18 protein-coding genes are annotated in these 26,573 nt (G+C 46.7%); 11 read left to right on the forward strand and 7 right to left on the reverse strand.

The features are described from left to right. Positions 1–84 precede the first annotated feature (84 nt). Positions 85–1,098, reverse strand: a complete 1,014-nt coding sequence (locus NDA06_RS10185; RefSeq protein ID WP_190984778.1) for a permease — start codon at positions 1,096–1,098, stop codon at positions 85–87. Between the two features lie 282 nt (positions 1,099–1,380). On the opposite strand from NDA06_RS10185, the gene NDA06_RS10190 reads away from it, so the two are divergent. The 3 genes from NDA06_RS10190 (at position 1,381) to NDA06_RS10200 (ending at position 5,900) form a co-directional block, all read left to right on the forward strand. Next, complete coding sequence (locus tag NDA06_RS10190; RefSeq protein ID WP_190984780.1) at positions 1,381–2,475, forward strand: diguanylate cyclase; 1,095 nt, start codon at positions 1,381–1,383, stop codon at positions 2,473–2,475. A gap of 259 nt (positions 2,476–2,734) precedes the next feature. Next, on the forward strand, positions 2,735–4,276 hold the full coding sequence (locus NDA06_RS10195) for an ATP-binding protein (protein ID WP_190984781.1): 1,542 nt from the start codon (positions 2,735–2,737) through the stop codon (positions 4,274–4,276). Between the two features lie 130 nt (positions 4,277–4,406). After that, positions 4,407–5,900, forward strand: coding sequence for an ATP-binding protein (locus NDA06_RS10200; protein ID WP_190984782.1), 1,494 nt, complete (start codon positions 4,407–4,409; stop codon positions 5,898–5,900). Between the two features lie 49 nt (positions 5,901–5,949). Here the strand turns inward: NDA06_RS10200 and NDA06_RS10205 are convergent, their stop codons facing one another. Beyond that, positions 5,950–6,564, reverse strand: coding sequence for a L,D-transpeptidase family protein (locus NDA06_RS10205; RefSeq protein ID WP_190525550.1), 615 nt, complete (start codon positions 6,562–6,564; stop codon positions 5,950–5,952). 302 nt (positions 6,565–6,866) lie between these two features. Between NDA06_RS10205 and NDA06_RS10210 the strand changes: the two genes are divergently transcribed. Continuing rightward, entirely contained in the window at positions 6,867–7,445 is a 579-nt protein-coding gene (locus NDA06_RS10210; RefSeq protein ID WP_190411670.1) for a hypothetical protein, read from the forward strand. A 154-nt stretch (positions 7,446–7,599) separates the two neighbouring features. Here NDA06_RS10210 and rimM read toward each other — a convergent pair whose 3' ends face one another. Together rimM and NDA06_RS10220 are read right to left on the reverse strand one after the other, a co-directional pair. Further along, positions 7,600–8,247 (reverse strand): ribosome maturation factor RimM, encoded by a 648-nt coding sequence (rimM, locus tag NDA06_RS10215; protein ID WP_190984783.1) that lies wholly within the window; start codon positions 8,245–8,247, stop codon positions 7,600–7,602. A gap of 266 nt (positions 8,248–8,513) precedes the next feature. Next, on the reverse strand, positions 8,514–9,791 hold the full coding sequence (locus tag NDA06_RS10220; protein WP_190984784.1) for a valine--pyruvate transaminase: 1,278 nt from the start codon (positions 9,789–9,791) through the stop codon (positions 8,514–8,516). Positions 9,792–10,259: 468 nt separating this feature from the next. Here NDA06_RS10220 and glgP point away from each other — a divergent pair, with 468 nt between their 5' ends. The 6 genes from glgP to NDA06_RS10250 all read left to right on the forward strand — a co-directional run bounded on the left by glgP (position 10,260) and on the right by NDA06_RS10250 (position 18,340). Further along, positions 10,260–12,455, forward strand: a complete 2,196-nt coding sequence (gene glgP / locus NDA06_RS10225) for an alpha-glucan family phosphorylase (protein WP_190984785.1) — start codon at positions 10,260–10,262, stop codon at positions 12,453–12,455. A 154-nt stretch (positions 12,456–12,609) separates the two neighbouring features. Further along, positions 12,610–13,446, forward strand: a complete 837-nt coding sequence (locus tag NDA06_RS10230; RefSeq protein ID WP_190984786.1) for a Tab2/Atab2 family RNA-binding protein — start codon at positions 12,610–12,612, stop codon at positions 13,444–13,446. A gap of 278 nt (positions 13,447–13,724) precedes the next feature. Further along, positions 13,725–14,180, forward strand: coding sequence for a pentapeptide repeat-containing protein (locus NDA06_RS10235; RefSeq protein WP_190679280.1), 456 nt, complete (start codon positions 13,725–13,727; stop codon positions 14,178–14,180). Positions 14,181–14,862: 682 nt separating this feature from the next. Then, positions 14,863–15,888, forward strand: coding sequence for a GDP-mannose 4,6-dehydratase (locus NDA06_RS10240; protein ID WP_190984787.1), 1,026 nt, complete (start codon positions 14,863–14,865; stop codon positions 15,886–15,888). A 72-nt stretch (positions 15,889–15,960) separates the two neighbouring features. Next, entirely contained in the window at positions 15,961–16,446 is a 486-nt protein-coding gene (locus NDA06_RS10245; RefSeq protein ID WP_190984788.1) for a WbuC family cupin fold metalloprotein, read from the forward strand. 298 nt (positions 16,447–16,744) lie between these two features. Beyond that, a complete protein-coding gene (locus tag NDA06_RS10250) occupies positions 16,745–18,340 on the forward strand; it encodes a cytochrome P450 (protein ID WP_190984789.1) in 1,596 nt (531 codons plus the stop codon). A gap of 145 nt (positions 18,341–18,485) precedes the next feature. Here the strand turns inward: NDA06_RS10250 and NDA06_RS10255 are convergent, their stop codons facing one another. Together NDA06_RS10255 and NDA06_RS10260 are read right to left on the reverse strand one after the other, a co-directional pair. Further along, positions 18,486–18,881, reverse strand: coding sequence for an SH3 domain-containing protein (locus NDA06_RS10255; protein ID WP_190679269.1), 396 nt, complete (start codon positions 18,879–18,881; stop codon positions 18,486–18,488). A 174-nt stretch (positions 18,882–19,055) separates the two neighbouring features. Then, complete coding sequence (locus NDA06_RS10260) at positions 19,056–19,259, reverse strand: hypothetical protein (RefSeq protein ID WP_190430461.1); 204 nt, start codon at positions 19,257–19,259, stop codon at positions 19,056–19,058. Between the two features lie 233 nt (positions 19,260–19,492). Between NDA06_RS10260 and NDA06_RS10265 the strand changes: the two genes are divergently transcribed. Further along, complete coding sequence (locus NDA06_RS10265; RefSeq protein ID WP_190984790.1) at positions 19,493–20,365, forward strand: S-methyl-5'-thioadenosine phosphorylase; 873 nt, start codon at positions 19,493–19,495, stop codon at positions 20,363–20,365. A gap of 27 nt (positions 20,366–20,392) precedes the next feature. On the opposite strand, the gene NDA06_RS10270 is transcribed toward NDA06_RS10265, so the two are convergent. After that, positions 20,393–26,539 (reverse strand): CHAT domain-containing protein, encoded by a 6,147-nt coding sequence (locus NDA06_RS10270; RefSeq protein WP_348251719.1) that lies wholly within the window; start codon positions 26,537–26,539, stop codon positions 20,393–20,395. Positions 26,540–26,573: the final 34 nt, after the last annotated feature.

Genomic DNA, 26,573 nt, shown 5'->3' on the forward strand with positions numbered 1-26,573 from the left:
ACGAATCGCTAATTTAAGACGGGTTGATTGTGAATCGTTCTAGGAATCTGTTTTCCCTGAGCCAATTGCAACTCACCACTCATCTTAGAAAAAGTACGTATACAGGAGAGTCATTATAAAAGTCAGCTGAGCTGCAAGACCAAATAGGTAAAACACAGCTCTGGGTTTGAAAATGGATAACATCAAACCGATGCCTTTGAGGTCAATCATGGGGCCAAATACCAGAAAGGCTAACAAGGAGCCGCTGGTAAATGTTGTGGCAAAGGAAAGGGCAAAAAAGGAATCGACCGTTGAACAAATGGACACGAGAGCCGCTAATCCCATCATCGCAAGGATGGAGGTGATTGGTCCCTGACCCAAGCTGAGGATCAGTTCGCGGGGAGCGAGTACCTGAATCGCCGCTGCGATCGCGCTTCCCAAAATTAACACGCCTCCCAATTCCCGCAGCTCTTGCACTGTATTATCAAGGAACATCCGCAGCTTGAAAGGCAGGGGTTTTGACGTAATCGATTGACCCATCATCCCACCGCCGGAGACGCCAACGGCGCTCATTATCGGTTGCGGTTGTCCCAGCCAAAACGTACCGGATTTTAACAAGGTGGGAGTGTCATCTTCCCGTGCCGCTTGAGTTTGCGTCTGGGGTAAGGCGCAAGCGATCGCGGGTTGCAGTAACGGCTTCAGATTAGATTGAACGCTGAAAACCGAGGCAATAATTGTCGCGATCGATAAAGAAAATACCACCCGCAAAACGACAATTTCTGGCTGATCTCGAAACGCTACCCAGGTTGACCAGATGACGATCGGATTAATGGTCGGTGCCGCTAGCAAAAACCCAACTGCCACAGGTGCAGGCACTCCCTGCATCAGCAACCGTCGCGCCACGGGCACGTTGCCGCACTCACACACCGGAAACAAAAAGCCCGCACAACTGCCTACAAATGCCCCCAATATGGGGTTCTTCGGCATGGCAGAAATCAGCTTGCCCTCATCAATCCACAACAGGAGCAAACCGGAGAGCAATACCCCCAGTAGTAAGAAAGGCATTGCCTCTACCAGCAAACTCAAAAACAAGGTGAAAGCGTTGTGCAGTTGATTCATGCTTTGGATCGTGAGAAGCCTTTTTTAGCTTTATGAGGTTGCCAAGACATTTTAGCGGTTATTACTACTCATCACTAGGGCTGATGAATGTGCTAGTGGACGAACCCGATTACCAAAAGTTGCTCGCTTTCTCCCTTATCTATCGGTTGCTTTACCGTAAATTTACGGAGTTTACCGAACCTTTGTAGTTTGTAACACGGACGATTGCTAGTGAAAATGCTATCCTAAGCTTGAAGTATACTCAAGCTTCCATTGCTGCGTTTTCATGCAGCGGGGTACCCTGTGCTGAACGCATTTTTATCACTTCCTTTGTCATCCAATCGAAGCCAGCAAGACTTGTGTTTAGAGTCCACGCTGCGATCGCTATCGCTTCACGATTGTCAGATTGAATATCATCAACTTGGTTGGGAAGTAACTCAGACTCTTAAAGCCAATCCCCTACTCCCAGGCGTCATCTTGATGAAGCAGGGTCAATTCACGGGGATGATTTCGCGGCGGCGATTTTTGGAATACATGAGCCGTCCCTACGGATTGGAACTCTTTTCCAAACGTCCCATTGAATGTTTATATCGTTCTGCCGAAACGGAAACTTTGATTCTGAACGGCGATACGTTAATTGTGGCGGCGGCGCGTCACTCTTTGCAACGAGCGGCTGAGTTACTTTATGAACCGATTGTGGTGGAGGTCGCGCCGCAAGTTTATCGATTATTAGATGTACATGAATTACTGATTGCTCAGTCGCAAATTCACGAATTAGCAACTGAACTGCTCACTCAACTTTATACTCATCTGGAAGCAGCAAACCAACAATTGCTGCGCCTTGCCACTTCTGATGGTTTGACTGGGGTTGCTAACCGACACCGTTTTGATAGCTATCTCGATTCCTGTTGGCACCAGATGCAGGCGAGTAATTCAGCATTATCGCTGATCTTGTGCGATGTTGATTTCTTCAAAAAGTACAACGATACCTACGGTCATCAAGCGGGTGATGACACTTTGCGACAGGTAGCGGGTGCCATCCAGCAAGCGGTGCAGCGACCGGAAGATTTAGTGGCACGCTATGGGGGCGAAGAATTTGCCGTGATTTTGCCGCACACATCGCTAGAGGGTGCCCTTCAGGTCGCAGAACGTATCAGATTGACTGTGAAAGCCTTGAAGATAGCCCATGTTTGCTCAGAAGTAAGCGAGTGCATCACCCTGAGTTTAGGCGTTGCCACGATCTTTCCTAGCTCAAATTTTTTACCTGCAATGCTGATTGCAGCGGCGGACGAAAAGCTTTATCAAGCAAAACAGACTGGGCGAGATCGGTCTCAAGGTCATTTGCTTCGCATTCCGCGCGATCGCTCATCCGTTTTTGCGCCATCTGCAACTTCTTGAATACAAATTATTCCGCTTTAGATAAATATATAGAGTTGTTTTAGTTTAGTAAAAAGTGTAAATTATTGTATTTTTATAACAATTAAAAAACCTCTTGAGCCGTCATTTTTTAACCAAAGGTTAATCAAATCTTTAAATCATATTTAAATTTAAACTAAGGTTTTAGCTGTAAAATTTATAACTTAAATCAGTAGAATTTGGGGATAAAGTAAATTTTGCATCTCCCTATACAGCGAATAAGAACTGATTGAGGTAATTTATGATGGCTTGGCAAGAATCTCCGTCGGAATTATCAGTTCTCCCTCTGTCCCAGATAAAGAACCTCAATTTAGAGTCAACCCTTCAAGAGCTTCCGCTATACGATTTTCAGATAGAAGCCTCTGGTCTGGGGCAGGAAGTTAACAAAGAATTTGAAGGAAATGCGCTGCTACCAGGAGTCATTTTAACGATAGAAAGTCAGTTTGCGGGAATGATTTCGCGGCGACGATTTTTAGAACAAATGAGCCGTCCTTATGGACTAGAATTATTTTTAAAACGACCCTTACAATCTTTATATCAATTCGCCAGTACCCATGTTTTGAAGCTTTCTGGCAATACGTTAATTGTAGCGGCGGCAAAGCAGTCTTTGCAACGGCCTCCTGAGCTACTCTATGAACCGATTGTGGTAGAGTTAGCGCCAGGAATTTACCGATTACTAGATGTACATCAATTATTGGTGGCGCAGTCAAAAATTCATGAACTCACAACCGAGTTGCTCAACGAGCAAACGAAAGCTCAGATGTTGCAAACCGAAAAAATGGCGAGTTTGGGACGGACGGTTGCTGAGGTTGCCCATGAGATTAGAAATCCGATTAACTGCATTAATGGTAATTTTGGTTTTGTAGAAACTTATTACAAAAATTTAATCGGTTTATTGGCAGCTTATGAAAAAGCTGAAACTTTGAATACAATCGAAGAATTGAAAGAGGAAATTGAATATGATTTTCTTCTAGAAGATTTGCCTAAGTTGATAGGAAGTATGAAGCTGAGTGCGGAACGATTAACAAAAATCGTTGGCAGTCTGCGAAACTTTTCTCATATGGATGAAACCAAGAGACAGCCTGCTGACTTACACGAATGTATTGAAAGTACCTTATTAATTTTAAATAATCCCATCAAGCAGGGGATTCAATTAATTAAAAAATATGGCGATTTACCACTGGTGAATTGCTACTCAGGTCAACTGAGTCAGGTATTTATGAATATCATTAGTAATGCGATTGATGCACTCAAAGATCGAGTCACTGACGGGTCGGATTGGCAACCCCAGATAGAGATTACGACGGAAGTTTTAGAAATCCAAGATTCTGAATGGGTTGTAATCCGGATTGCGGATAATGGGCCGGGAATTCCACCAGAAATTCAGGATCGGATTTTTGAGACGTTCTTTACTACAAAGCCGGTGGGCAAGGGAACGGGATTGGGATTGGCAATTAGTTATCAAATTGTTACTGAGAAACACGGGGGTCATTTATCGGTGCGATCGCGTAGTGTATGTCCAGAGGATTGCTCGCCTTTGGCGTATCCTCCTCCTAGCACCGCCTCCCATAATGGTTCCGTAGTTGAAGCGTTGTCGGTGCCCGTAGCTTCCGCCGTAGGAATAGGAATCGCAGATTCCTATCCCCGGCAAGACAGAATCTATAGTGCGGCTAGCGGATGCGAGGCACCAGCAGCGGCACAGTTGCTAGCTAATTCCAGGGAGATAGAAGATTCACAACCAAGGATGGGCACAGAATTCGAGATCCGATTGCCACTCGGTTAAGGCGCTTGTTCACAATTTTTCTGGAAAATAGTAGCAGAAATTAACCTCAAGGGCAGGTGGAAAACTGCTGAAAATGGTAGTCTATGGTCATAGCTGATTCCAGCTTCACTGCTGCATTTGTGGGCGTTGTGTGTCGGTACCAAACGGATTTATATCACTTCCGTCCTTGTCCCAAGGGAGCGATCGCGACCTCTCTATAGAGTCAACTCTTGGGGAATTGCCGCTGTACAACTTTCTGGTAAAACCCATCTGTCTGGGTGTGGATATTGCCCGGATTTTTGAGAAGCATCCTCTACTGCCAGGAGCCATCTTAGTCGAACAGGGTCAGTTTGCCGGGATGATTTCGCGGCGGCGGCTTTTGGAGTACCTGATCCGTCCTCATCGACTAGAGCTGTTTTTGCACAAACCGCTGCACATCCTCTACAAGTACGCCCACTCTGAGGTTTTAATCCTTCCCGATAGTACGCCGATTTTGACAGCAACCCAGCAGGCGCTGCGGCGATCGCCTGAATTTTTGGCAGAACCTGTCGTAGTGCAAGTGGGAGAATCTGATTATCGGCTGTTAGATGTTCAGGATTTGAATGTTGTTTCTTGGCAAATCCGGGGAATCGAAGCTCAGGTGCGATATGAACGCACCCAAGCTCAGATGATTCAAAGTGAGAAAATGGCAAGCTTAGGGCGCTTAGTGGACGGAGTTGCTCACGAAATTTTAGACCCGGTTGGCTTTATTTGGGGGAACTTAACGTATGTCTCAACTTACACTGAAAACTTGATAGAATTGCTGTCTACTTATGAGACATATTTGCCGCAGATTCCTGAAGAAATTGCGGCTCTGAAAGAAGACATAGAATTTGATTTTGTACAACAAGACTTACCTCGCTCAATTTCCAGCATCCGAGCCGGAGCAGAACGATTGAAAAAGCTCGTGATGAGTCTGCAAAACTTCTGCCATATTGATGATGTTTATCCCAAGCCTGCCGATTTGCACGCTTGTTTAGATAGTATTGTTTTGCTTTTAAAAAGTCGTGTAAACAGCGAAATTGAAATCATCAGAAATTACGGTCATTTGCCGCCGGTACAATGCTATGTGGGTCAATTGAATCAGGTTTTCATGAATATCCTGACGAATGCGATTGATGCATTGATTAATCAAGCAGTCGTTCAGCAGTTTACTCAAGATTTTCAAGGAACATTGCCCCCGAATATTCAAGAGAAACCTCGGATCGAAATTACGACTGAGGTTTGTTCGCACAAGGCAAGTCAGACAGGAATTTCTGATTCGCGGTGGGTTTCCATTCGCATTGCCGATAATGGCCCTGGGATGTCTCCTGAAGTACAGCAGCAAATTCTTGAGTCTTTTTCTGTAGAGAAACGCTCTGCTAAAGAGACGAGTTTATCGGTAAGTTATCAGATTGTGACGGCGAAGCACGGTGGAAAATTAAGAATGCGATCGCGTAGTGTATGCCGTTTGGGCGACTCGCTTAGTGTATGTCCTGAGGATTACTCGCGCAGTGGATGCCCAGAGAGCGGATCTCCTCAGGGGTATGCCACTCCTAGCAATTCCAGCGGAGAACCTAAACCAGGCATTGGCACCGAATTTGAGATTTTGTTGCCTTTGGTTTAATTAAAAATTAACAAGCCGCTGTATTTTTAATTGGGCAACTTTCAGGACTCTAAGGCTCTACTTTTACAGGAGTTCCGATGTTGACCTGTGCATACAAAGCCAAAATATCCTGATTACGCATCCGGACGCAGCCGTGAGAAACTGCCTGTCCCACCAGTTTTTCCTGGGGGGTGCCATGAAACCCGATAAAATTACGTCCGTCTGTCCAAAAAGCAATCCACCTGGCTCCTAAAGGATTATCTGCACCTGGAGGAACGACTTTTCCATTCCAAGGATGCTGCCAAGCTGGATTGCGTAGCATTTGCGTCACCTTAAACGTGCCTGTAGGCGTCTCCCAGCCCTTTTTCCCGACTGCGATAGGATAACTTGCTTTCACCTGATTGTCTCGGTAGACATAGACGCGGCGATCGCTTAATTTAATCACTAAATGAGTATCAGGCGTGGTACTCGCTGGGGAGAGTTCCTCTAAAGGCAGATAGAGAGAGGGTGCCCCCAGAGGAGGCAATTGTGGTTCCGAAGGCAATTCGATCGTTGCCTCTCTGGTAGTTGCCAAAGCTTGTGTTGGAACTGAGGCAGCCGTCTGCTGCCGAACGCCCAGCAATAGAATGGCTGTACTGAAGCACAGCAGCTTGAAGCTTCCAGATGGTAATTTACCTCCCAGCATTCCTGTCCTCTCTTTTCCCTGGTCAACGACTCTTATGGAACTTATTATCAGAGATCAAAACTGTAAATCACACTGAGCTAACTGACTTGTTTAAAATTGGATTTTTCTAGTCTTGTCAAGTCTCACAAAGTCAGATTTTATTCCCAGCTCTACTCCTAAGGGCTTATATAGTCCGGTAGATTGAATCTTCAGTAGAGCTAGATAGGATTTGGGCAATAATCCAGGCATTTTCATCCGTTGCTAAGTACAACTGTTGCCGATAGTCAAGTTTATTACCCAAATATTTTAAAAGTGAGGGTGTAATGCGTTTACAAAAAACCAAAGTATTGACAGGTACGATGCTAACACTGTTACTCTCGGCAGTATCAGTGTTGCCAGCGATCGCTCGCCCAGTATCTGAAGGTGAATCAAGGCAGCTCATTAGCCAAACAAACACCGACACACCTACTGCCAATCCAACCAACACCAACACAACTACTCCTAACTCAACCGACACGAATCAAGTAGTTAGAGGCACCGTCAGCAGCGTTAGAGGCAATGTAGTCACGCTAAGACTGCCAGACGGTACAACCAGAAGTATGATGCTCTCACCAGAGGATCTAACTCGGTTGAACCTCATGCCAGGAATGGAGATTAGCGCCACATTGGATGACCAGAATATGGCTAGCAATGTGAGTATGGTTGAAGCAGCCGATGCGACAGATACTACTCGCCTCAACAGAACCCGTCGAGTGGAAGAGACAACGATTCAGCGAAGAACGGTGCAGACAACACCGTCTCCTGGTCCGACAACAACCACTGGAGAGACCACAAGCACTCCAGATACAGCTCAAACCGAACCGCAGACGACTGAGGCAGCGCCAGTGCCAGCGCTTTGGTAATGACTTCACCAGCATTCTTGAGCAATTAACAAAGAATCGTTAATGTAGCCATGCCGTCCCCAAAAGGACGGCATGGTTATTTTAGGAAATAATTTTCCGAGATAGATTCCGAGATAGATGCTTGGTTGCGATCGCGCTGGGATTCTGAAAAAATTCAAGCTTCCTGATTCATTTCTAGCAATCCAGGCGGCGGCGTAATTTCAATTCTGCGATTCTCCAGGTCTACCACGGGCGCGATCGCTTTCACAAAAGGAATCAAAATGGTAGACGGCTTCGGTGGTTTGGGTCTAAGAACTTTCCGTTTTTTACTGGTTCGATTGACTTCCCCTTTCTGGGGTAGTTCCGGCTCATCCTTTGGCGCAACAGCTACAGGTTGCTGGTGCAACTGCACTTCCAGTAAATCGTTGCCAGCCGGAAATACATTCACCACCACGCCCAAGTTTTCTCCCGATTCTTGAAGAAAAACTTCCATCCCAATTAAGTCTAGAACGTGGTATTCATCTTCTTCCAAGATCGGGCGATCGGAAGCTTTCACCATTAACTTGGTTCCCGCTAGCGCCTCCGCTCGATCCCGATTTTCTACCTCAGCCAGCTGTACAACGTATAGATTTTTACCATCTATATACCGCCCTTTCACCAATTTCACTGGCTGCGGTTCTGTCTCGCCCGGTCGCAACATCCAACGCTCTCCCGGTTCCTCAAAGCGTTCTGGGAATTGAGATTCCGGATACACCCGCAACTCCCCTTTCATCCCTTGAGCGGCAACAATTGTGCCAATTTCTAACCACTGGTCATTGGTCATCAGCTTTCTGTATTCCGTATTCCGTATTCTTTTTCATGCCCTACCGTGTACGCACAAATCTTCTTGTACTTGCCAGTCCGGTTTTGATCCCCCTAACCCCCCGATAAATTGGGGGAGCAATCAACGTTTTGCCACTTAATCAAAGATATGTGTACACAGTAGTGAATGCTTTGATAACTGGAAGGGGCGGCGACACAGAGACTTCTAAAAGTCCGCGCTTTACTGACTTAGTTTGCATAGCCGCGAATTCTGTCCGGCAGGGCTTTCTAACATTTAACAACTGAATATACTTGCTCTACCACCTTCGCTAAGCGCTGTATCCCGATTTCAATCTCCTGGTCTGTAGCAGTCAGGCTAATCCGAATACATTGTTGCTTGTGCGCCCATTCTTCGCGCAATCCGGGGAAGAAAGAGCTACCTGGTACGACAATGACACCGACTTGCTTTAACTGCTGGTACAGTTCCCAGTCTGTAATGGGTAAATCTTGTAACCACAGCCATGCAAAGATTGCTCCTTCGCCGCGATGCAGGAACCAAGGCAAATCTTTGGGCATTGCCTGTTCGATGCTGCTTTCCACAACATCAAACTTTTTCTGGTAGTAGGGGCGAATCACCGTGGTAGCGATTTCTGCTAGCGTTCCCGTTTCAATCGCACGGGCTGCGATCGCTTGCCCATACCGAGATGAATGGATACACATATTTGTCTGGAAACACTCCAGCGCCTGAATCCACTTTTCATCCCCAATTGCAATCCCAATCCGTTCTCCGGGTAGCCCCGCTTTCGATAAGCTCATGCAGTGCAGGATGTTCTCTCCAAATACCGGCGTCATCTCGGTAAAATTTAACGCCGGGAACGGAGGTGCATACGCAGAATCGATCAAGACTGGGACATCATAAGGCGCAGCCAAATCGGAAATTTTTTTCACCTCGTCATCCGTGAGGACGTTGCCGGTTGGGTTACAAGGACGCGAGAATAACACGCAACCCGTATCTTCCGTAATCTTCAGTTTGCTGAAGTCCGGACGATATTTGAACCTGTGGGCAGCGGCATCAATGTCTAAAGCGGGTTTATAGGCAAATAAGGCTTCTGGGGTTAAAGTCAGACCCCCATAACCCGTGTAATCTGGACTCAGGGGCAGGATAATTTGCTTTAATTTACCGCTTGTGGTGTACCCCCCAAAGGCATTCGCTGCAAAGAAATAAAGCGTTTGACTGCCAGGGGTAATCAGAATATTGCGATGAGTCAGATTTAGCCCGTAGCGGCGATTGAAATCCTTTTCTACCGCTTCGATTAATGGCTCATAGCCTTGAGAGTCACCATAGCGACAAACTACATTCCCGTAATTTGAGCTAGCGAGCAATTCTTCGGTGTAATCCCGCCATAACTGCTCTACTTCTGGCAAAATCACTGGATTCCCAGGACTTAAATTAATATATTCCTGTCCAATACCTGCTTGCAGAGTTTCCTTAATATCCTTCATAATTGCCCGCACCCCAGTGAGGTGGGACATACAATCGCCAAATTGAGTCAGGGCAGGATTCATAAGCTAAAGCGACTTTGAAAATTGAGAGTTTAACAACCGGGGTGCCGAGTCAGTTGAGGCTTTTTCCCCCTTAGTTAATTTAATGAATCGTTGGTACTCTAACCAATTTAACTGTAATTTTCATGACTAATTGGCACAACTACAGCCAGTCTGGGGTTGAGAAAGTCGCAAAACCGGCTGTTTAGATTAGGCACGGTTTGGGCGTTGTCTGATAAAACTTAACAAAACCATAATCTTCCTTAGATTACTTGACTAATTTTTGGGGGAAAAATGTAAAGAGTGTAAAAAAACACAGTTTATATAGGAAATCCTGTAAAGCTATAAATCGGGCTGGATAGCCGGAGGTTTTCTGGCTCTTAGCGCCTCTACTTTTTTTAGCTAAAAGCCAAACAACCCGTAGAAGATAACACGCTCCCTATCCAGACGAACGTCAAGAGCAAGCCTGTCAAGTGTAGTGCAACGGAATTTATGACAACAATTGAAACGCTGCGTGCGAAGCTACCGTTTCCTCTCAAGCGATTGGCAGACCTGGCATATAACTATTGGTGGAGTTGGACGAGCGATCGCACTTCTCTATTTCAGAACATTAATCCTGATGAATGGCACCGCTGCGGACATAACGCTGTCGCCATCCTGGAATCAGCTTCTTTAGTGCGCCTCACCCAGCTCGCTCAAGACCCAGCTTACATCAAACGGGTGAATTCACTTGTCGAGCAATTTGACAAGTACATGGGCGAAAAAAATGCATGGGCGTCTCGCGTCGCGCCGCAAATTTCCCCACAGCAACCTGTCGCCTATTTTTGTGCGGAATTTGGCATCCACGAATCCCTACCTATCTACTCCGGCGGTTTGGGAATTTTAGCCGGAGATCACCTCAAGTCCGCTTCTGATTTAGGCGTGCCGATGGTCGCTGTAGGGCTGTGTTATCGCCAAGGTTATTTCCGTCAACGGTTGAATAGTGGCGGTTGGCAGGAAGAAAACTACGTTAACAATCCCTTCGACCAGATGCCCCTAGAGTTAATCAAAAATACTCATGGGGAACCCATCACGATTGAGATGGAAATCCGGCAACGGATAGTTAAAGCCCAAATTTGGCTGGCGCGAGTCGGTCGCGTCAATCTTTACCTCCTAGATACCGACCGACACGACAACGATCCAATTGACCGCTGGTTGACAGGGCACCTGTACGGCGGCAACCAAGAAACCCGCATCGCCCAGGAAGTCGTGCTGGGGATTGGCGGCGTTCGGGCGCTGACAGCATTGGGGATTACTCCGTCGGTGTGTCATCTGAACGAAGGTCATGCGGCATTCTGCACCCTAGAGATTGCGCGACAAGAAATTCAGCGTACCGGCAAGTCTTTCTATGATATCGAGGGATTGGTGCGCGATCGCTGCGTTTTCACCACCCACACCCCCGTTCCCGCAGGTCACGATGTCTTCTCCTCAGACCTGATGGATTCTTACTTCGCCCACTACTGGCCTACATTGGGTCTGTCGCGCGAACAGTTCCTCTCCTTAGGGGCACGCCGCCTGGGCGACCCTTGGGAACCCTTCGGCATGACCGTCTTAGCTTTGCGGATGTGTCGCACTGCCAACGGCGTCAGCGACCTGCACGGTCAGGTTTCCCGCAAGATGTGGAACATTCTCTATCCCGACCGTAGCGAAGAGAAAGTGCCCATTGGTCACATTACCAATGGCGTCCATGCGCGTACCTGGACAGCACCCCTAATGGGCGACCTCTATTCCCAGTACCTGGGTGAAGATTGGTCAACCCGCATGGCTGACAAACAGATGTGGGCAAAGGTGGACGGAATTCCCGATGAGGAAATCTGGTGGCGGCACCAAGTTCTCAAAGAGTGCCTGATTGCTCATACCCGTTCTAAGGTGAAATTGGCACGAATTAGTCGCGGTGAAGAGCAGTTCCGCATTGATGCCGCCGACCAGCTACTAGACCCCAACGTGCTGACGATTGGATTTGCACGACGCTTCAGCCCTTACAAGCGGGGTGACTTGCTACTGCGGGAAGCCGAACGCGCCTTGAGGATATTTGGAAATTCCCAACGACCCGTGCAGATTGTCTTTGCCGGTAAAGCGCACCCTCATGACGAAGAAGGCAAGCGGATTATCCAGCGGTTAATGGAGTGGTGCAAGCACCCAGACATTCTCAACCGAGTTGCCTTAGTTGAAGATTACGACATCTACACGGGTCAACATTTGGTGCAAGGTGTTGATGTTTGGTTGAACAACCCGCGTCGTCCTTTAGAAGCCTCCGGTACGAGTGGGCAAAAAGTCTGCTTCAACGGCGGCATTAATTGCAGTGTCCTCGATGGCTGGTGGTGCGAAGGCTATCAAGAAGGACAAGATGGTAAGGGAAGCAATGGCTGGGCAATCGGTGAAGATGCCCACACCAGCGACCAAGAGTTGCAAGACCGGATTGATTCGGAATCTCTCTACCACCTACTAGAAGAGGAAATCGTTCCTCTCTACTATGACCAAGATGAGAAGGGAGTTCCTCATCGCTGGATTCAAATGATGAAGGCGTCGATTAAGACAAATTCGCCGCTATTCAACACCGACCGGATGATTGCGGACTACGTGACTCAGGTGTACGCGCCGGGAACTTCAGTCGGTACTGAACCGATTCTGGCAAGCGCGCTGGCGTAGCAAATTTGTAGGGGCAAACGGCACGCCCCTACATTAGGTATGAATTGACTCGATTTTGAGCTAAAAGTAGGGTGGGCAGTGCCCACCTGCTTTTTTTTGAACCGCAAAGAAGCAAACCGCAAAGAAGCAAAGGACGCAAAGGAACAGAGAACAGATGAATCGGGTTTGGCAAGCTGATTTTTATCGGCGTCCTCTCAAAGATGAAAAAGGGCAGGTGTTGTGGCAATTGTTGCTTTGCGACGCCACACGCAGCTTTAGTTATGACGCTTTTTGTCCTCAATCTGAAGCGAATGCTAGCTGGCTGGTTTCTCAGTTACAGCAAGCAGCGGGTGGAAATCTGCCGAATCTCATCCAAGTGTTTCGTCCCCAGTCGTTGAGTTTGATTCAGGCAGCGGCGCAACAACTGGGTATTCAGGTGGAAGCGACTCGACGCACTGGGGCGCTGAAGGAATATTTGCAACAGAAGGCGAAACAATACCCCAATCTCGATAACTATACCTACACTGGCGAACTCCCATCTCTTGACAAACCGCCGCCAGTCCCATTGCCAGAAAACCTTTGGGGAGAACAATGGCGATTTGCCACACTTCCTGCGGTTGCTGTGGTGGAAGCTTTTGCAGAACGCCCAATTCCGATTCTGGAGATGCCAGAATTTCTCTTGCCGATCAATCTAGGTTTAGCGTCTACGGTGCCAGTCCCCGGTGTGGTAATTTACGGTGGGCGGCAATCGATGCGTTTGGCGCGTTGGCTACAAGAGGCGCGTCCCGTGTCTCTCAATTACATTGCCGGTGCGCCGGATGGGTTGGTATTAGAAGCGGGATTGGTTGACCGCTGGATTGTTGCTACTTTTGAGGATAAAGAAGTTACGGCAGCAGCTCAAACTTATCAACAGCGTCAGCAGCAGAGTCGGGGATTGCACTTTTTGCTGGTGCAACCAGATGAGTCGGGGATGACTTATAGCGGCTTTTGGCTGTTGCGAGGAGAGGATTGAGGTTCTTTCTCTACCAAAAGAGAGATTAAAAGCAGATTGATGCGATCGCGCCTTGCACCCGGTACGCTCAACCCACATTGAAGATACAAGAGCGGGAGAATTTCATCGCATCTTATCCCAATTAAGCAGTGTCGCAATCCTGCTAACGAGTGATTAAATCCTATGTTCTCTATCACAAGTTATATGTGGCATCAATCAATGTCTACCACAGAATCTTAGTGAGATAATAAAGGGGTGAGGAAGAAAACGGAACAACCTTTTTGATAAAGGGGAGTATTATGAAACTCAAGCTATTCGCGACCCTAACATTACTCGCTCCACTATTTTTAACTATGCCAGTGAAAGCGGAGAATCCGCTACACGTAAAACAGCTATTGTCAACGAGGGAATGTGTTCGCTGCGATTTATCAGGAGCCGATCTCAGCGGCGCACATTTGATTGGTGCTGACTTGAGAGAAGCCAATTTGCAAGGCGCTAACCTGACGAATGCGAACCTCGAAGGTGCCGATCTGACGAAGGCAAACTTGACAGCAGCTAATTTAACATCAGCTTTTGTAACGAATGCCAATTTTCAGGAAGCCAATCTCAACGCCGTAAATTTTACGAACGCTAAAATTTATGACGCTAATGTGTATGGGGCATCAATGGATGACCTGACTCTTACCGATGCTGAAATATTTAACACCGGAATCGGTATTGGTGGGGAAGATGCCGATATTCCTCGTTGGGACTAGATGGCGCTAATTAGCACTTAGAATTTTACGGAGAATTGGGGAAGTCTAATAGATTTAAAACGAGCGGCTTCCCTATTTCCGCCATCAATTAAATTTATCTTCTGAGTATCTATTAATATCAGTATTTGAGTACCCAACCCTTGAGAGGTTTAACCACCTCCGGTGTCGCTCCAGGTTGTGATGTTACTCTTTGAGAGATTTAAACCCAGTTACCTTGTCTTCGCACCGCCTGGACACGAGCGCTTCTATTGAGTTTAGCGATCGCTTGTGATTTAGGGCTGGAACTTTTTTGGATATTGAGATTATTAGCGTTAATAAATGAACAGACGCCTTGGTTTTGTGCAAAGGCTCAAGCTTATATGAACAGCGCCAGCAGCAGGGTCAGGATTGCATTTTTTACTTGTGTAACCTGATTGATGGTGGGATGACTTAGAGCGGCTTTTGGCTGTTTTGAGGGGAAGATGGAAACTCCGAAGCCTTCCAAGACTAAGATTTCAAGCAACTTTAAAGAGTTTCTGCAATCTCTGGTTAGAGTTTTGGTTCGCCGATGGCTCATCTCATCAGTGCGATCGCAAAATCCATAAAAAACTAATTCTCTCGGAGAAAAGTAGTATGCATCACACTTTGGATAGATGTACAAACTGTATATTAGTGCAGAGTTAGTTTTTATTTAGGTGCATCAGTGAGTGATATTCTGCGCGATCATCGAGTGTTAGTAACCGGAGCTTCCGGTTTTATGGGTTCTTGGTTGACTGAGTGCTTATTAGAGCAGGGCGCGACGGTGACGACGATACTGGCTGACTGGAACCCAGACAGTCATTTTGTGCGTAGTGGAATCGTTCATCGTGTCAAAAACGTTGTTGGGTCAATCGAAGATTACGATTTACTTGAAAAGGTAATTGGAGATCGCGGCATTGATACGGTGTTTCACTTAGCAGCAGTGTCGGTAGAAGGTTTGGCGTTTGAGAAACCTCGATTGGCATTTGAGATAAACATTCGTGGCACATACAACATATTGGAAGCCTGTCGCGTCCGTTCGGATTTGGTGCGGCGGGTAATCGTGGCATCAAGTGATAAAGCCTACGGTGATAGTCCCGTCTTACCCTATACAGAAGAGATGCCAACGCTGGGCAGACATCCTTACGATGTCTCTAAAAGCTGCGCTGACCTAATTGCTCGAAGCTACTATCACAGCTACGGGTTGCCTGTGGCTGTAGGGCGATTTGGTAATATCTACGGCGGTGGAGATTTAAACTGGAGCCGACTGATCCCAAATACGATCCGAAGGCTACTGAGCAATGAAAGTCCTCTCATTCGTATGCCCGATAAAGGTAATTTTATGCGGGACTTTTTATATGTCAAAGATGCAGCCCATGCCTATATTGCAATGTTTGAAGGGCTAGCTCGTCCAGAAGTTCATGGAGAGGCTTTCAACTTCGCAATGGGTGGTAGTTGGACGGTGCTAGAAGTCGTGCAAAAGCTCCAGAAACTGATGAATTGCGAACACATAGAGCCGGTAATTATGAATCAAAGCCACGGGGAAATTTGGCACCAGCAGGTATCGGCAGAAAAGGCGCAAAAAATGCTTGGGTGGAGTCCCCGATATTCTTTTGATAAAGGACTAGCTGAAACAATTGAGTGGTATCTGGAGTATTTATCACCTTCAATGGTGGGCAATATTCCATCTTCAGTAGTATTAAGTGTCTAGTTGATCGGAAGTATTTTTACCCTACCTTCTGACCAGACTTCTAAGTCTGGTCAGAAACTTCCTTGGAGAAAAATGTTTAAACGTCTCGACCAAAATTTAATAGATACAGTTGCTCAACAGGCATCCAGTAGCGATCGCTTACGACAAAGTTACAACTTCCACGCTTTAGATGAAAAAGTTCAGCGATCGCTTATTTGTCTGCAACCAGGGACTTATGTGCGCCCCCATCGCCATAAACAGGAAATCGGTCACAATGGATTCGAGCTGTGCCTGATTTTGCAGGGAGCCGTAGGAATGCTTCTATTTAACGATCAAGGCGCAATTATTCACCAAGAACAGATTAGTGCCGATGGAACAACTTCTGGTATTGAATTCCTCGAAGGAGCTTATCATACACTGATCGCTTTAGTACCAAATACTGTAATTTTTGAAGTTAAAGAAGGGCCTTACGATTCCACTACTGATAAAGAATTTCTTTCATGTTTCCCTCTGGAAAAAACGATATCGGCTGAGAAACTGGTGCAAACCTGGCATAGTTACTTTGTTAGCCCAATATAATTCGCTCCATGCCACGCCTATCTTGTGATGGTTTGGGATTTAATAGGACTACAGTGCTATTTGTCCTTTATAACTCTCTGTTTTGAGCGATCGCTATTGTTTAAGCATGGATTCTTGGCTTTTGTTGATTAATTGATTGCTTTGAAGTCCCCAATCAATCAATCGAGCGCGATCGCCGATACCTGCCCAGTTTCTCGCGCTTCATATTTGTCAAGCTTTTTGCCCTTCTCTAGCCATCGAACTCACGTTAAGTTAGTATCTGGGTAATCTGTAGTTTTTTGTGGATAAAGGCAAATTCATGCTTCAAGACATTACTACTGAGATTGCTTATTTCGACTCACTTCCATATTTAGCCACGGTCTTAGGCGTTACTAGCATAGCGGGAATAATTGGGTGGCGCTGGTGGAAACAAAATAATACATACAAAGCGCTGCGATCGCTCCCTTCACCTCCTAAACACTGGCTGTTAGGAAATATTCCTCAACTATTAGCAGCAGTGAAACAGAAGAAATTATTCCAGCAAATGTTTGATTGGAGTCGAGAGCTAGGCCCGATGTATGTTATATGGAATGGCAACAGGCCTGGTGTTATTTTAAGTAAAGCAAAAGTTATCGAAGATACCATTGTCAATGGGATGAAAGATGGTACCTTAATCAGATCGGAGCAATTACGCAAAGCTTGGAACGATGTCAGTGGCCCGATTCTATTAGGAGAAACTGGAGCTGAGTGGCAGTGGCGACGCAAAGCTTGGAATCCCGAATTCAGTTCTAGCAGCCTCACGAAATATGCAGAAATTATTAGCGAAGCTTGCGAACAAGTAATTGCAACATTGAAGGAAGCACCACCACCAAAAGAAGTTCAGGTAGATCCTCTGTTTGTAGAACTAACAATGAGAGTGATTTCTTGTCTCGTACTGGGCATTCCTGTGGATAGAAAGATCGCGAGTCCTGAAGGGCCACCCCTGGAAGTTTCCAAGCTGTACGAAGCAATGTCTGTTGTAGGCTATCGGTTCCTACGACAAGCTACTGGCGAGAAGATATGGATGAAATATTTGCCCTCTAAAAATTCACAAGATTATTGGGCAGCAAAGCGATATTTTGAGGAATTTTTAACGCCCCGTGTAGACTTAGCTTTACGATTCAGAGAACAAAACAAGACCGATTTACCACAGGTAAGTTCTTGGTTCTCCGAATCAATGTTAGTCAAAATCGCTGCCAAAGAACCAAAATACAATCGCGACACATTAATAGCAGAATGTGTTGAACTCTTAATCGCTGGTACTGATACAACAGCCCATACTTTATCCTTTGCAGTAGGAGAGTTGAGCTTCAATCAAAGGGTTTTTCAGCAAGCACGAGACATCGTTGACCAAGTTTGGCAAAGCAAAGGCTTGATAAATACCGAAAGCCTCAAGGACTTGGCTTATATTAGCGCAATTATTAAGGAGACCTTGCGCCTTTATTCAGTAGCCTCAGGCTCGACTTCATTGGAGGCTCAACGCGACACCCTCATTGATGGTAAAGCGATTCCTCGCGGTACAAGAATAGCTTGGTCAATGCTTGCTGCGGGAAGAGATCCAGAAGTCTATGCTAATCCAGAGGAATTTCTGCCAGAACGTTGGTTAGAGAAGAGCAAGGAAAATAGTTCGCTGCCAATGATAGACTTTGGCTCAGGACCTCATCGTTGCTTGGGGGAGCATTTATCAATGCTGGAAGGAACGATGATGCTAGCATTATTGCTCCGCAACTTCGACTGGGAGTTAGTCAAGGGTCGTTCTTCTCTAGAACAATTACAGCAAAACCTGTTAATTTATCCGTCTGATAAAATGCCAGTACGCTTTAAATTGAGAAATTCGCTTCCACAAGAAAAAACCTATCTCCAAGGTTTAAATTAAACTATTTACAGTAGATCGAAAAGTTTTGCCAACGCTAAAGAATAGTAGTGTATGGAGTAGTGCTAAAAAATTAATGCATCATTACTTTTTTAGCACTACCCAATATTGGCTTAATTCAATGGAACGGAGAATTAATTGGTATTTTTTATGTCCGCCACCGATCGAATTGATCTTCAGAGCATCCATTGATGTAAGTATTGAGTACCCAACCTTTCAGAGGTTTAACCACCTCCGGAGTCACTCCGGGTTGTGAGGTTACTCTTCCAGAGATTTGAACCCAGTTACCCTGTTTTCGCACTGCCCGAACTGTATCGCCTCTATTGAGTTTAGCTACTACATTGGATTGAGTATTGGGTAGACTACGGATATTGACGTTATTTCCATTAATAAATGAACATACGCCTTGGTTTTGTGCAGGTCTCGATTGAGCCTGTAAAATTGGTGTAGCTGCATTTGCCTTTGTTTGGGCGATTAGCTGCAAGCCAGTGGTATAGAAACATAGCAGTGCGATCGCTGTCAGAGAGTTTCTCGAATTGCTCATCTTTATGGATTAAGTGCATCTGCACTGATGTAAATTCAGTCTCACCTTAACTGACTTACTTCCAAATAATATATTTTTTGATATTTATTTAAATTGTTAAAAGGCTATCAATCCCTCAAGCTTGCTACTTTAAGCGAGCTGACATAAATAAAGTTAAAAGTCAACTCTTCTTAATTAATCCACTACTTTTAGCAATCCCTGCTTCAGTGCATCAAACACGCGATTAATTAGCAGGTGTTCTGCTTCACTTAGGGTTTCCTGGGATAGGAATGTTGACATCAATAGACGTTGATCGGTACGAGAAATTTGGCGAAAGACAAAGATTCGCTCAACAATTTGTTGAACGGAGATTGTGGGTAAACTAGCTGAAGCTGGCATAGTTCTCTAGCAACTTTATGTAATACTGCTGCGAATCCCGCAGAACGAGATTCTGAGGACATATAAAAATATTGTAATATTTCTTTACAATCCTGCGCGATCGCCATCTTCAAGAGAATGTAACAATTCCTTCATAATTTGGTGATTCTCATCATTGACAAATCAGATTGCCTATCCAAACACTCCCGAATATCCCGTAAAATAGCTTGGCGTTGTAGCAAGAAGGCAAAAAAATGACTCAGGCTCGGATTGGGATTATCGGTGGCAGCGGTCTCTACAAGATGGAGGCGCTCAAAGATGTAGAAGAGATGCAAATCTCCACGCCTTTTGGCTTCCCCTCTGATGCTTTGATATTGGGAACTTTGGAAGGAACGCGAGTGGCTTTTCTGGCACGTCACGGTCGCAATCACACGCTGTTGCCTTCTGAGTTGCCGTTTCGAGCCAACATCTACGCCATGAAGCAACTAGGCGTCGAGTACCTAATCTCTGCATCGGCGGTAGGTTCTCTCAAAGAAGAAGCGAAACCTTTAGATATGGTAGTGCCGGATCAATTTATTGACCGCACCAAGAATCGAGTTTCTACCTTTTTTGGGGAAGGGATTGTGGCTCATATTGGGTTTTCCGATCCCGTGTGCAATCAATTGGCTGGAGTTGTGGCAGATGCGATCGCATCTTTAAACTTACCCGATGTCACGCTCCATCGCGGTGGTACTTATGTTTGTATGGAAGGACCCGCATTTTCTACAAAAGCTGAATCGCATCTTTACCGCAGTTGGGGTGCCACAATCATTGGCATGACTAATTTACCAGAGGCGAAGTTAGCCAGAGAAGCAGAAATTGCTTATGCAACCTTAGCATTAGTAACAGATTACGATTGTTGGCACCCCGATCACGACAGCGTAACGGTAGAAATGGTCATTGCCAATCTGCAACGCAATGCAACCAATGCTCAAAAAGTAATTCAAGAAACTGTTCGGCGTCTGAGTGAAAATCCGCCAGTTTCTGATGCTCACTCGGCTTTAAAATATGCAATCCTCACGCGACTAGAGAACGTTCCGGCAGCAACGAAGGAGAAAATGGGGTTGCTGTTGAAGAAGTATTTGTAGTCAACGGGTTTTTCATGCATTGACCTTCTACCAAGGACTACCAATCATTGTGAAAGCTGACCAGAAATAAGGATGCTTTAGGTCTTTATCTCCGATTGATGCAAGAGAGGAAGGTAGAGGCATATTGCCATCAGAAGTATGCAGTTTTCCCCCTTCTAATCGCACCTTTCCCTTTAACATTGCTAGCTGTGCCTGTCGCAAAGCTTCTGCCTTGATAGGGGCTTTTTTCAATTCTTTGTAGAAATCTGTCATTAGCCCCAATGTGCCTTCATCGCTGACGTACCAAAGACTTGCCAGCGCTGACTTCACGCCTGCTTGCACCGCAAACCCGGCAAAGCCCAACTCGGCTTCTTCATTTCCCAGTGCTGAACGACAGGCACTCAGCACTAATAATTCCACCGCTGGTTTATTCCAGCCCAACTGACGCACTTGATCCAATCTCAATTGGGTGTCCCACAGCTGAATATAGGAGTTACCGAGTGCCCCTGACTTAAATTCTGCATGAGTTGCGAGGTGGATAATTTCGTAGGGTGTAGAAGTGCGTTGTGCTTTTAAATTCTTCAGGGTGAAAGCTTCGTTGAGGAAGGATTTACCTTGCCATAGCTTAGAAGTAATCATCGACAATTCTACCGGCACAGCAGGCAATGGATTTTGCGTTTTGTTGGTAAAGCGGTCGGCACCCATTGCCAGGACTTTAGCGTTTTTAAGGTTAGCGTAGCGGGTATCGGTGAGGCTGAGGCTAGGCATGAGACCGATACTATATTTCTCGATTAAAAACTGTTGACCGTCATGGAGGGCGGCGATAGGAAGCGATCGCAAGCCTGCATCCATAATGAAGACTAAATTCTGGATACCTTGGGCTTCTAACTCGTCCTTGATAGGTGCAATTAGCCACTGATAGAGTTGTTCGGCGGGGGCACGGTAGTCGTCATTCAGTTTATTTTTATTGGTAATGGCGTTCCGCAACTTTCCAGCGACTTTCAGGATTTGCGATCGCGAAGCGGATGCGCCCAGCGCTCCTCGCTTGCTACCTGCTACACGCACCCGTTTCGTTTTCCCCTCTCCTGTTACCAGAATTAGCTCTAGTCGCTCATCGTCTTTGTTAATTTGAGTTTTTTGGCTACTAGAGACTTGATCCGGTGCAAAGACTGCATAAACAAATGCTGATTTGATGCTCGTCTGCTTCTCGATTTGGCTCAATAGGTTGGCGGCTGCTTTCGGATTGGTGATATTTCCCGTTTGCCCCAGATGTTGGTCAAATTTAGAGGTGATTGTGCTATCCAGGTCGCTCGTAGTATCAACCGTTACGTCAGAGACGCTAGTAGGCGTATTCAGAGGCATCGCGCCGAAGTAGGGAAGCAGGTTGTCTCCCGGACGGCGGGGAGTAATTTGAATATTGCCTTGGCGGTAAGGGCCAGGAAATTCTTTAGATGGCAAAATCGTACTGAGGAACCCAGTTCCGGTGGTGAGAGCGCCAGCCGTTCCGTTTTCTGTGGCATCTCCTACGACAAAGGGAGTAAAGGAGGAACCGCCTCCGTGGGAAATCATAATCGCGCCGTCCCCAGCGCCTCCAATTGTGGAAATGCTGGTCGCAAATGGGTTTTTGGAATCGGTGAAAGTGCCTGTAGCGCGGAAGAACCGATCGGTTGTAATTTTAACAACGCCTCCGAAGGCGCTCCCTCCACTTTGGGCATTGATGGAGACAACTTGAATGTCATCCATTGGCTTTTTGTTGAGTTCAATCAGTGGGTTTGCCAAGGTGACGTTACCACCTTTCCCGAAGCTGGAACTAGAGTCGATAACTCCAGCAGTGATGATGCCTTGAGCGGAAACTTCAATATCCCCACCGCCTGCTGTTCCTTGAGAGAGCAAATTGCCGCTTTGAATGGCTGCTGCATCACTTAGGAGAGCGTGAAGCGGAGCTATCGCCGTTAGGCGAATCGCTCCCCCGGTGCCATTGGTAGAAGATGTGTCAATATTTGCCGTGGTGATGCTACCCGGAGCCGCAACGGTGACTGCACCCCCGCCGGTTGTACCTTTGGAGGTCACATTTGCAGCGGTAATGGCTCCTTTTTGGCTGGTAAGTGCGATCGCTCCCCCGGTGCCTTTTTCGGAAGCAGAATCAATATTGGCAGCAGTGATATTGTCTTGAGCGGAGACGGTGATGGGAGAACCGGAAGTTTTCACATTTCCCGTCTGTACGGTTCCGTTTTGGCTGGTAAGTGCGATCGCATTTCCAGCACCTTTAGTCGCTGTTGCGTCAAGATCCAGCGTCGTGATGCTGTCATTGGCGATAACTGTAATTCCCCCAGCATCCGTATCGCCTTTGGATATCAAACTTCCCGTTTGTATCGCGCCTTGTTTGCTGTTGAGAGCGATCGCACCGCCAGCACCCGTTGCAGAAGAGGAGTCCAAGGCTGCGGTATTAATGGCTCCCGTGTCACTGGTAAGGCTAATTCCCCCACCCTTAGAGGTGATATTGTTGGTGGTGATTTTTTGATTGGCGGTGAGATTAACCTTGCCACCGGATGAATCTAAAGTGCCATTACTCGCGATCGCACCTTGAGTGCTATTGAGAGCAATTTCCCCACCTTTGGAAGTGATATTGCTAGCGCTGACTCCGCCATTCCCATTTAGACTAACGTTGCCACCGGATGAATCTAAAATGCCATTACTCGCGATCGCACCTTGAGTGCTATTGAGGGCAATTTCCCCACCTTTGGAAGTGATATTGCTAGCGGTGACGCCTTGATTGGCGGTGAGATTTACCTTACCGCCGGATGAATCTAAAGTGCCATTACTCGCGATCGCACCTTGGCTACTATTGAGAGCAATTTCCCCACCTTTGGAAGTAATATTGGCTGCTGTAACGCCTTGATTGGCGGTGAGATTAACCTTGCCGCCAGATGAATCTAAAGTGCCATTACTCGCGATCGCACCTTGAGTGCTATTGAGGCTAATTTCCCCACCTTTGGAAGTGATATTGCTAGCGCTGACTCCGCCATTCCCAGTTAGATTTACCTTTCCGCCATTGGTGTTGAGACTGCCGCCCACCTGGATATTATTGGCAGTAATATTTACACCAGCTGGCTTAGTTGTCGTAATGTCACCTGCCAGCGTCGTAGTGCTACCAGATAACTGCGTCAGACTGTCTGCAACAATCGTCGAAATGGCGGTCACATCGGTAGCATTCTCAATTAAGATTGCGCCTAACCCTTTACCATCTCCCGCACCCACCGTTTTGCCGAAGAAGATGTTGCCGGTGCCTGCGATCATCTTTAGGTCGTTGTATTCGCCCTTTTCGCTATCCAGGGTGCCATTGAAAGAAATGTTACCCGCACCCAAGAAACCTGTATTGAGGAAAGTATCATCCGTCAGAGTGACATCACCATTAAAAATGATGTTGCCATCCAAAGTCGTGATGATGCCTGATAAGAGTGTCTGCTTGGCGTTGACAGTCAATTGTTGGTATACATCGGCGCTGTTGCCTTTTAAGGTTGCATTCTCGCCACCAATAATCACAACACCCAAGTCATTATTGATAGTCAAATACTCCAGGAGATTCGGACTACCGACGTTCCCTTTAAAAATTGCTTGACCTGCACCCGGATTCAGCGTCAGTCCCTGCTGATTCTTCAATTGAGCGCTAACATTGCCTTCAAAGATAATGTCACCGCCGCCGCTTGCGAGTGCGATATCAGTCGTCAGCCACACAGTTTTGCCGAGTTGACCTAGGCTAATGTTTTGCCCATTGGTAGTAATATTTGCTCCCAAGTTGGTTGTTGCACCGTTGAGAGCGATCGCAGCATCATCCACTCCCTGAATTGTCCCGTTGACGTTGATGATGCCATTCGGAGACTGAATTTTCACCGGATCGTCGAAGGTGACAGCATTGACATCAATCTTCCCAGTTCCGCTGTCACTACCAATGATGATGGGCTTAAAGCCACCCAAGGCATTAATATCTTTTTGGGTGATATCCAGCGCTGGTGTTTCTTCAAATCCGCCAATTGCGATCGCTTGATCGGGTTTTGCAGGCTGAAGCTGAACGGTACCGCCGCCAACGATTGTATTGTCTCCCCCGTCAAAGTTAATTTCAGCAGCCGTCAAATTGAGATTTCCGGTCAGATTGGCAGTGCTTTTAAATGCGACCAATGCTGCATTACTCACAGTCAAATTGCTGAGTGCAGCGCTTTTTCCCACCCAATTATTAAAGATAACGTTGCCAGTACCTGCTGCTAGATTCAGGTTCTGAGTTCCATTGACAGTATTGCTAAAGCTGATATCGCCTACTCCCGCACCCGTGTTGAGAGAGACTGCGCCGGTTAAGTTCACCGCACCGCTGAAGCTAATAGTGTCGTTGGTGGTAGTAATATCCCCAGCGGTAATGACTCCTCCCGTGCCACCTTGACTGAAGGCTCCATCGAGGTTCATATCTGCGGCAGCATCAATTGTCAGCGTTCCAGTATTGTTGATACTGACGCCACCATTATTCGTCGTGGTAACTGGGTTTTTGAAGGCAAAGTTGTTGCCGTTTAAGTTTAAGTGAATGCCGCTGGCGCTATTCGTATTCAGTGCGCCGTTGAATGTGGTAGTGCCACTCCCTGCATTTTGGGTAAGGCTAGCGGCTGTAATTGCTGCTGCTTGTACGTTTTGGGCACTGTTAATGGTTACAGAACCGAGTTTGTTGCTACCCCCGACCGCATCTGTAAAATTGATGTTGCCAGTACCGGCAGTCAAAGTTAGGTCGTGATTGCCATTCAAGGTGTTGCCAAAGCTAATATCGCCTGCACTCGTTTCCAGGGAGATAGAACCTGTAAGATTTACTCCTTGGTTAAATTGAATGCTGCTAGCGGTGATATTGCCTGCTGTGGAAACGCTACCCGTGCCATTTTGCACAAAGGCTCCGCTTAAGTCCATCTTTACACCAGAAGCAATCGTCAGCACATCGCTATTGGTGAGGGTAAGATTGCCTCCATCTGTGGTATCAATGCCTGAATTAAGAGTCGTTGCACCGCCGATGAGATGAATCGATGCATTAGTGGTAATTCCCGGCGATGTTCCCTGCACCGTCAGCGTCCCTTTGCCAGCTTGAATCGTTACAGCATCTTTGAAGGTTGCCGAATCTACAACGATGTTTTGGCCTTCGCTAGCATTCCCAATGGTGATGCTGCTAAATCCGTCTTTCAACGCTGCCAGGTCAGTATCGTTGATATTTAGATGGGAAGCATCTTTATCGAATCCAATTGCGATCGCTGTCTTCGGCGTTGCTGTCTGAAGTGTCAGACTTCCCGTACCAACAACCGAATCCGCTCCGCCCTTAAAGTCAATTGCATCCCCCTTTAGAATGATATCCCCGGTCAGCAGGACATTATTTCCATAGATTTGACTATTAGCAGTGGTCACGTTGCCGTTGAGTTTGGTTGTCCCACCAACTCCAGTGGTAGCGGTAGCTAGGCTAGCAGTATTGACAGTGCTGCTGAAGGTGATGTCACCGCTACCAGCGTTCACAGTTAGAATTTTCTGACCATCAACTGTACTGTTGAAAGCGATCGCGCCATTGCTAGCGCTAGTATCAAAATTGACATCCTCACTTAAGCTAACGCCTTGGTTAAACTTAATGCCGCTAGCGGTGATATTTCCACCTGTAGAAACTTTACCCGTACCGTTTTGTAAGAAGGCTCCAACCAGAGTCATGTCTGTGGCAGGGGCAATTGTTAGTTGTCCACTGTTATTGATAGTGACGCCGCCACCCGTGGTATTGATGGCACCGTTGAGCTTGAAAATGCTGCCCTTCAGGTTAATATCACCCGCAGCGTTCAGCGTACTGTAGGTGGTGGTGCCAGTTGTGGGGGTGACGGCTCCCTGAGTAATGCTAGTTGCTGAAATTGCCCCAGCTTGTACGTTGCTAGCACTGTGAATTTTAAAATTGCCCAGTCCGGAAGCATTGCTCAGTGTAATATTTCCCGTACCTGCGCTCAGTTCTAAGTCTTTGCCATCACCTGTAATGGCTCCGGTGAAAATATCGCCGCCACCAGTTCCGGTATCCAGCTTCAGCAGTCCCGTCAGAGTAACGGGACTGCTGAAGCTAATTTTGTCGTTGCTAGTGGTAATGTCACCTGCTGTGGAGACTGCCCCCGTCCCAGTTTGGCTGAAGCCTCCGGCAAGATTCATGTCTGCGTTTGCAGCAATGGTCAAATTGCCACTG

Origin of the sequence: Trichocoleus sp. ST-U1, from assembly GCF_039961835.1 — a bacterium.
Lineage (GTDB): Bacteria > Cyanobacteriota > Cyanobacteriia > Cyanobacteriales > FACHB-T130 > FACHB-T130.

Coding starts and splice junctions, on each gene's coding strand:
- NDA06_RS10185 (WP_190984778.1), bottom strand. CDS start 1,098: ATGAATCAACTGCACAACGCTTTCACCTTGTTTTTGAGTTTGCTGGTA.
- NDA06_RS10195 (WP_190984781.1), top strand. CDS start 2,735: ATGATGGCTTGGCAAGAATCTCCGTCGGAATTATCAGTTCTCCCTCTG.
- NDA06_RS10205 (WP_190525550.1), bottom strand. CDS start 6,564: ATGCTGGGAGGTAAATTACCATCTGGAAGCTTCAAGCTGCTGTGCTTC.
- NDA06_RS10210 (WP_190411670.1), top strand. CDS start 6,867: ATGCGTTTACAAAAAACCAAAGTATTGACAGGTACGATGCTAACACTG.
- rimM (WP_190984783.1), bottom strand. CDS start 8,247: ATGACCAATGACCAGTGGTTAGAAATTGGCACAATTGTTGCCGCTCAA.
- NDA06_RS10220 (WP_190984784.1), bottom strand. CDS start 9,791: ATGAATCCTGCCCTGACTCAATTTGGCGATTGTATGTCCCACCTCACT.
- glgP (WP_190984785.1), top strand. CDS start 10,260: ATGACAACAATTGAAACGCTGCGTGCGAAGCTACCGTTTCCTCTCAAG.
- NDA06_RS10230 (WP_190984786.1), top strand. CDS start 12,610: ATGAATCGGGTTTGGCAAGCTGATTTTTATCGGCGTCCTCTCAAAGAT.
- NDA06_RS10235 (WP_190679280.1), top strand. CDS start 13,725: ATGAAACTCAAGCTATTCGCGACCCTAACATTACTCGCTCCACTATTT.
- NDA06_RS10245 (WP_190984788.1), top strand. CDS start 15,961: ATGTTTAAACGTCTCGACCAAAATTTAATAGATACAGTTGCTCAACAG.
- NDA06_RS10250 (WP_190984789.1), top strand. CDS start 16,745: ATGCTTCAAGACATTACTACTGAGATTGCTTATTTCGACTCACTTCCA.
- NDA06_RS10255 (WP_190679269.1), bottom strand. CDS start 18,881: ATGAGCAATTCGAGAAACTCTCTGACAGCGATCGCACTGCTATGTTTC.
- NDA06_RS10260 (WP_190430461.1), bottom strand. CDS start 19,259: ATGCCAGCTTCAGCTAGTTTACCCACAATCTCCGTTCAACAAATTGTT.
- NDA06_RS10265 (WP_190984790.1), top strand. CDS start 19,493: ATGACTCAGGCTCGGATTGGGATTATCGGTGGCAGCGGTCTCTACAAG.
- NDA06_RS10270 (WP_348251719.1), bottom strand. CDS start 26,539: ATGAATCTTGCCGGAGGCTTCAGCCAAACTGGGACGGGGGCAGTCTCC.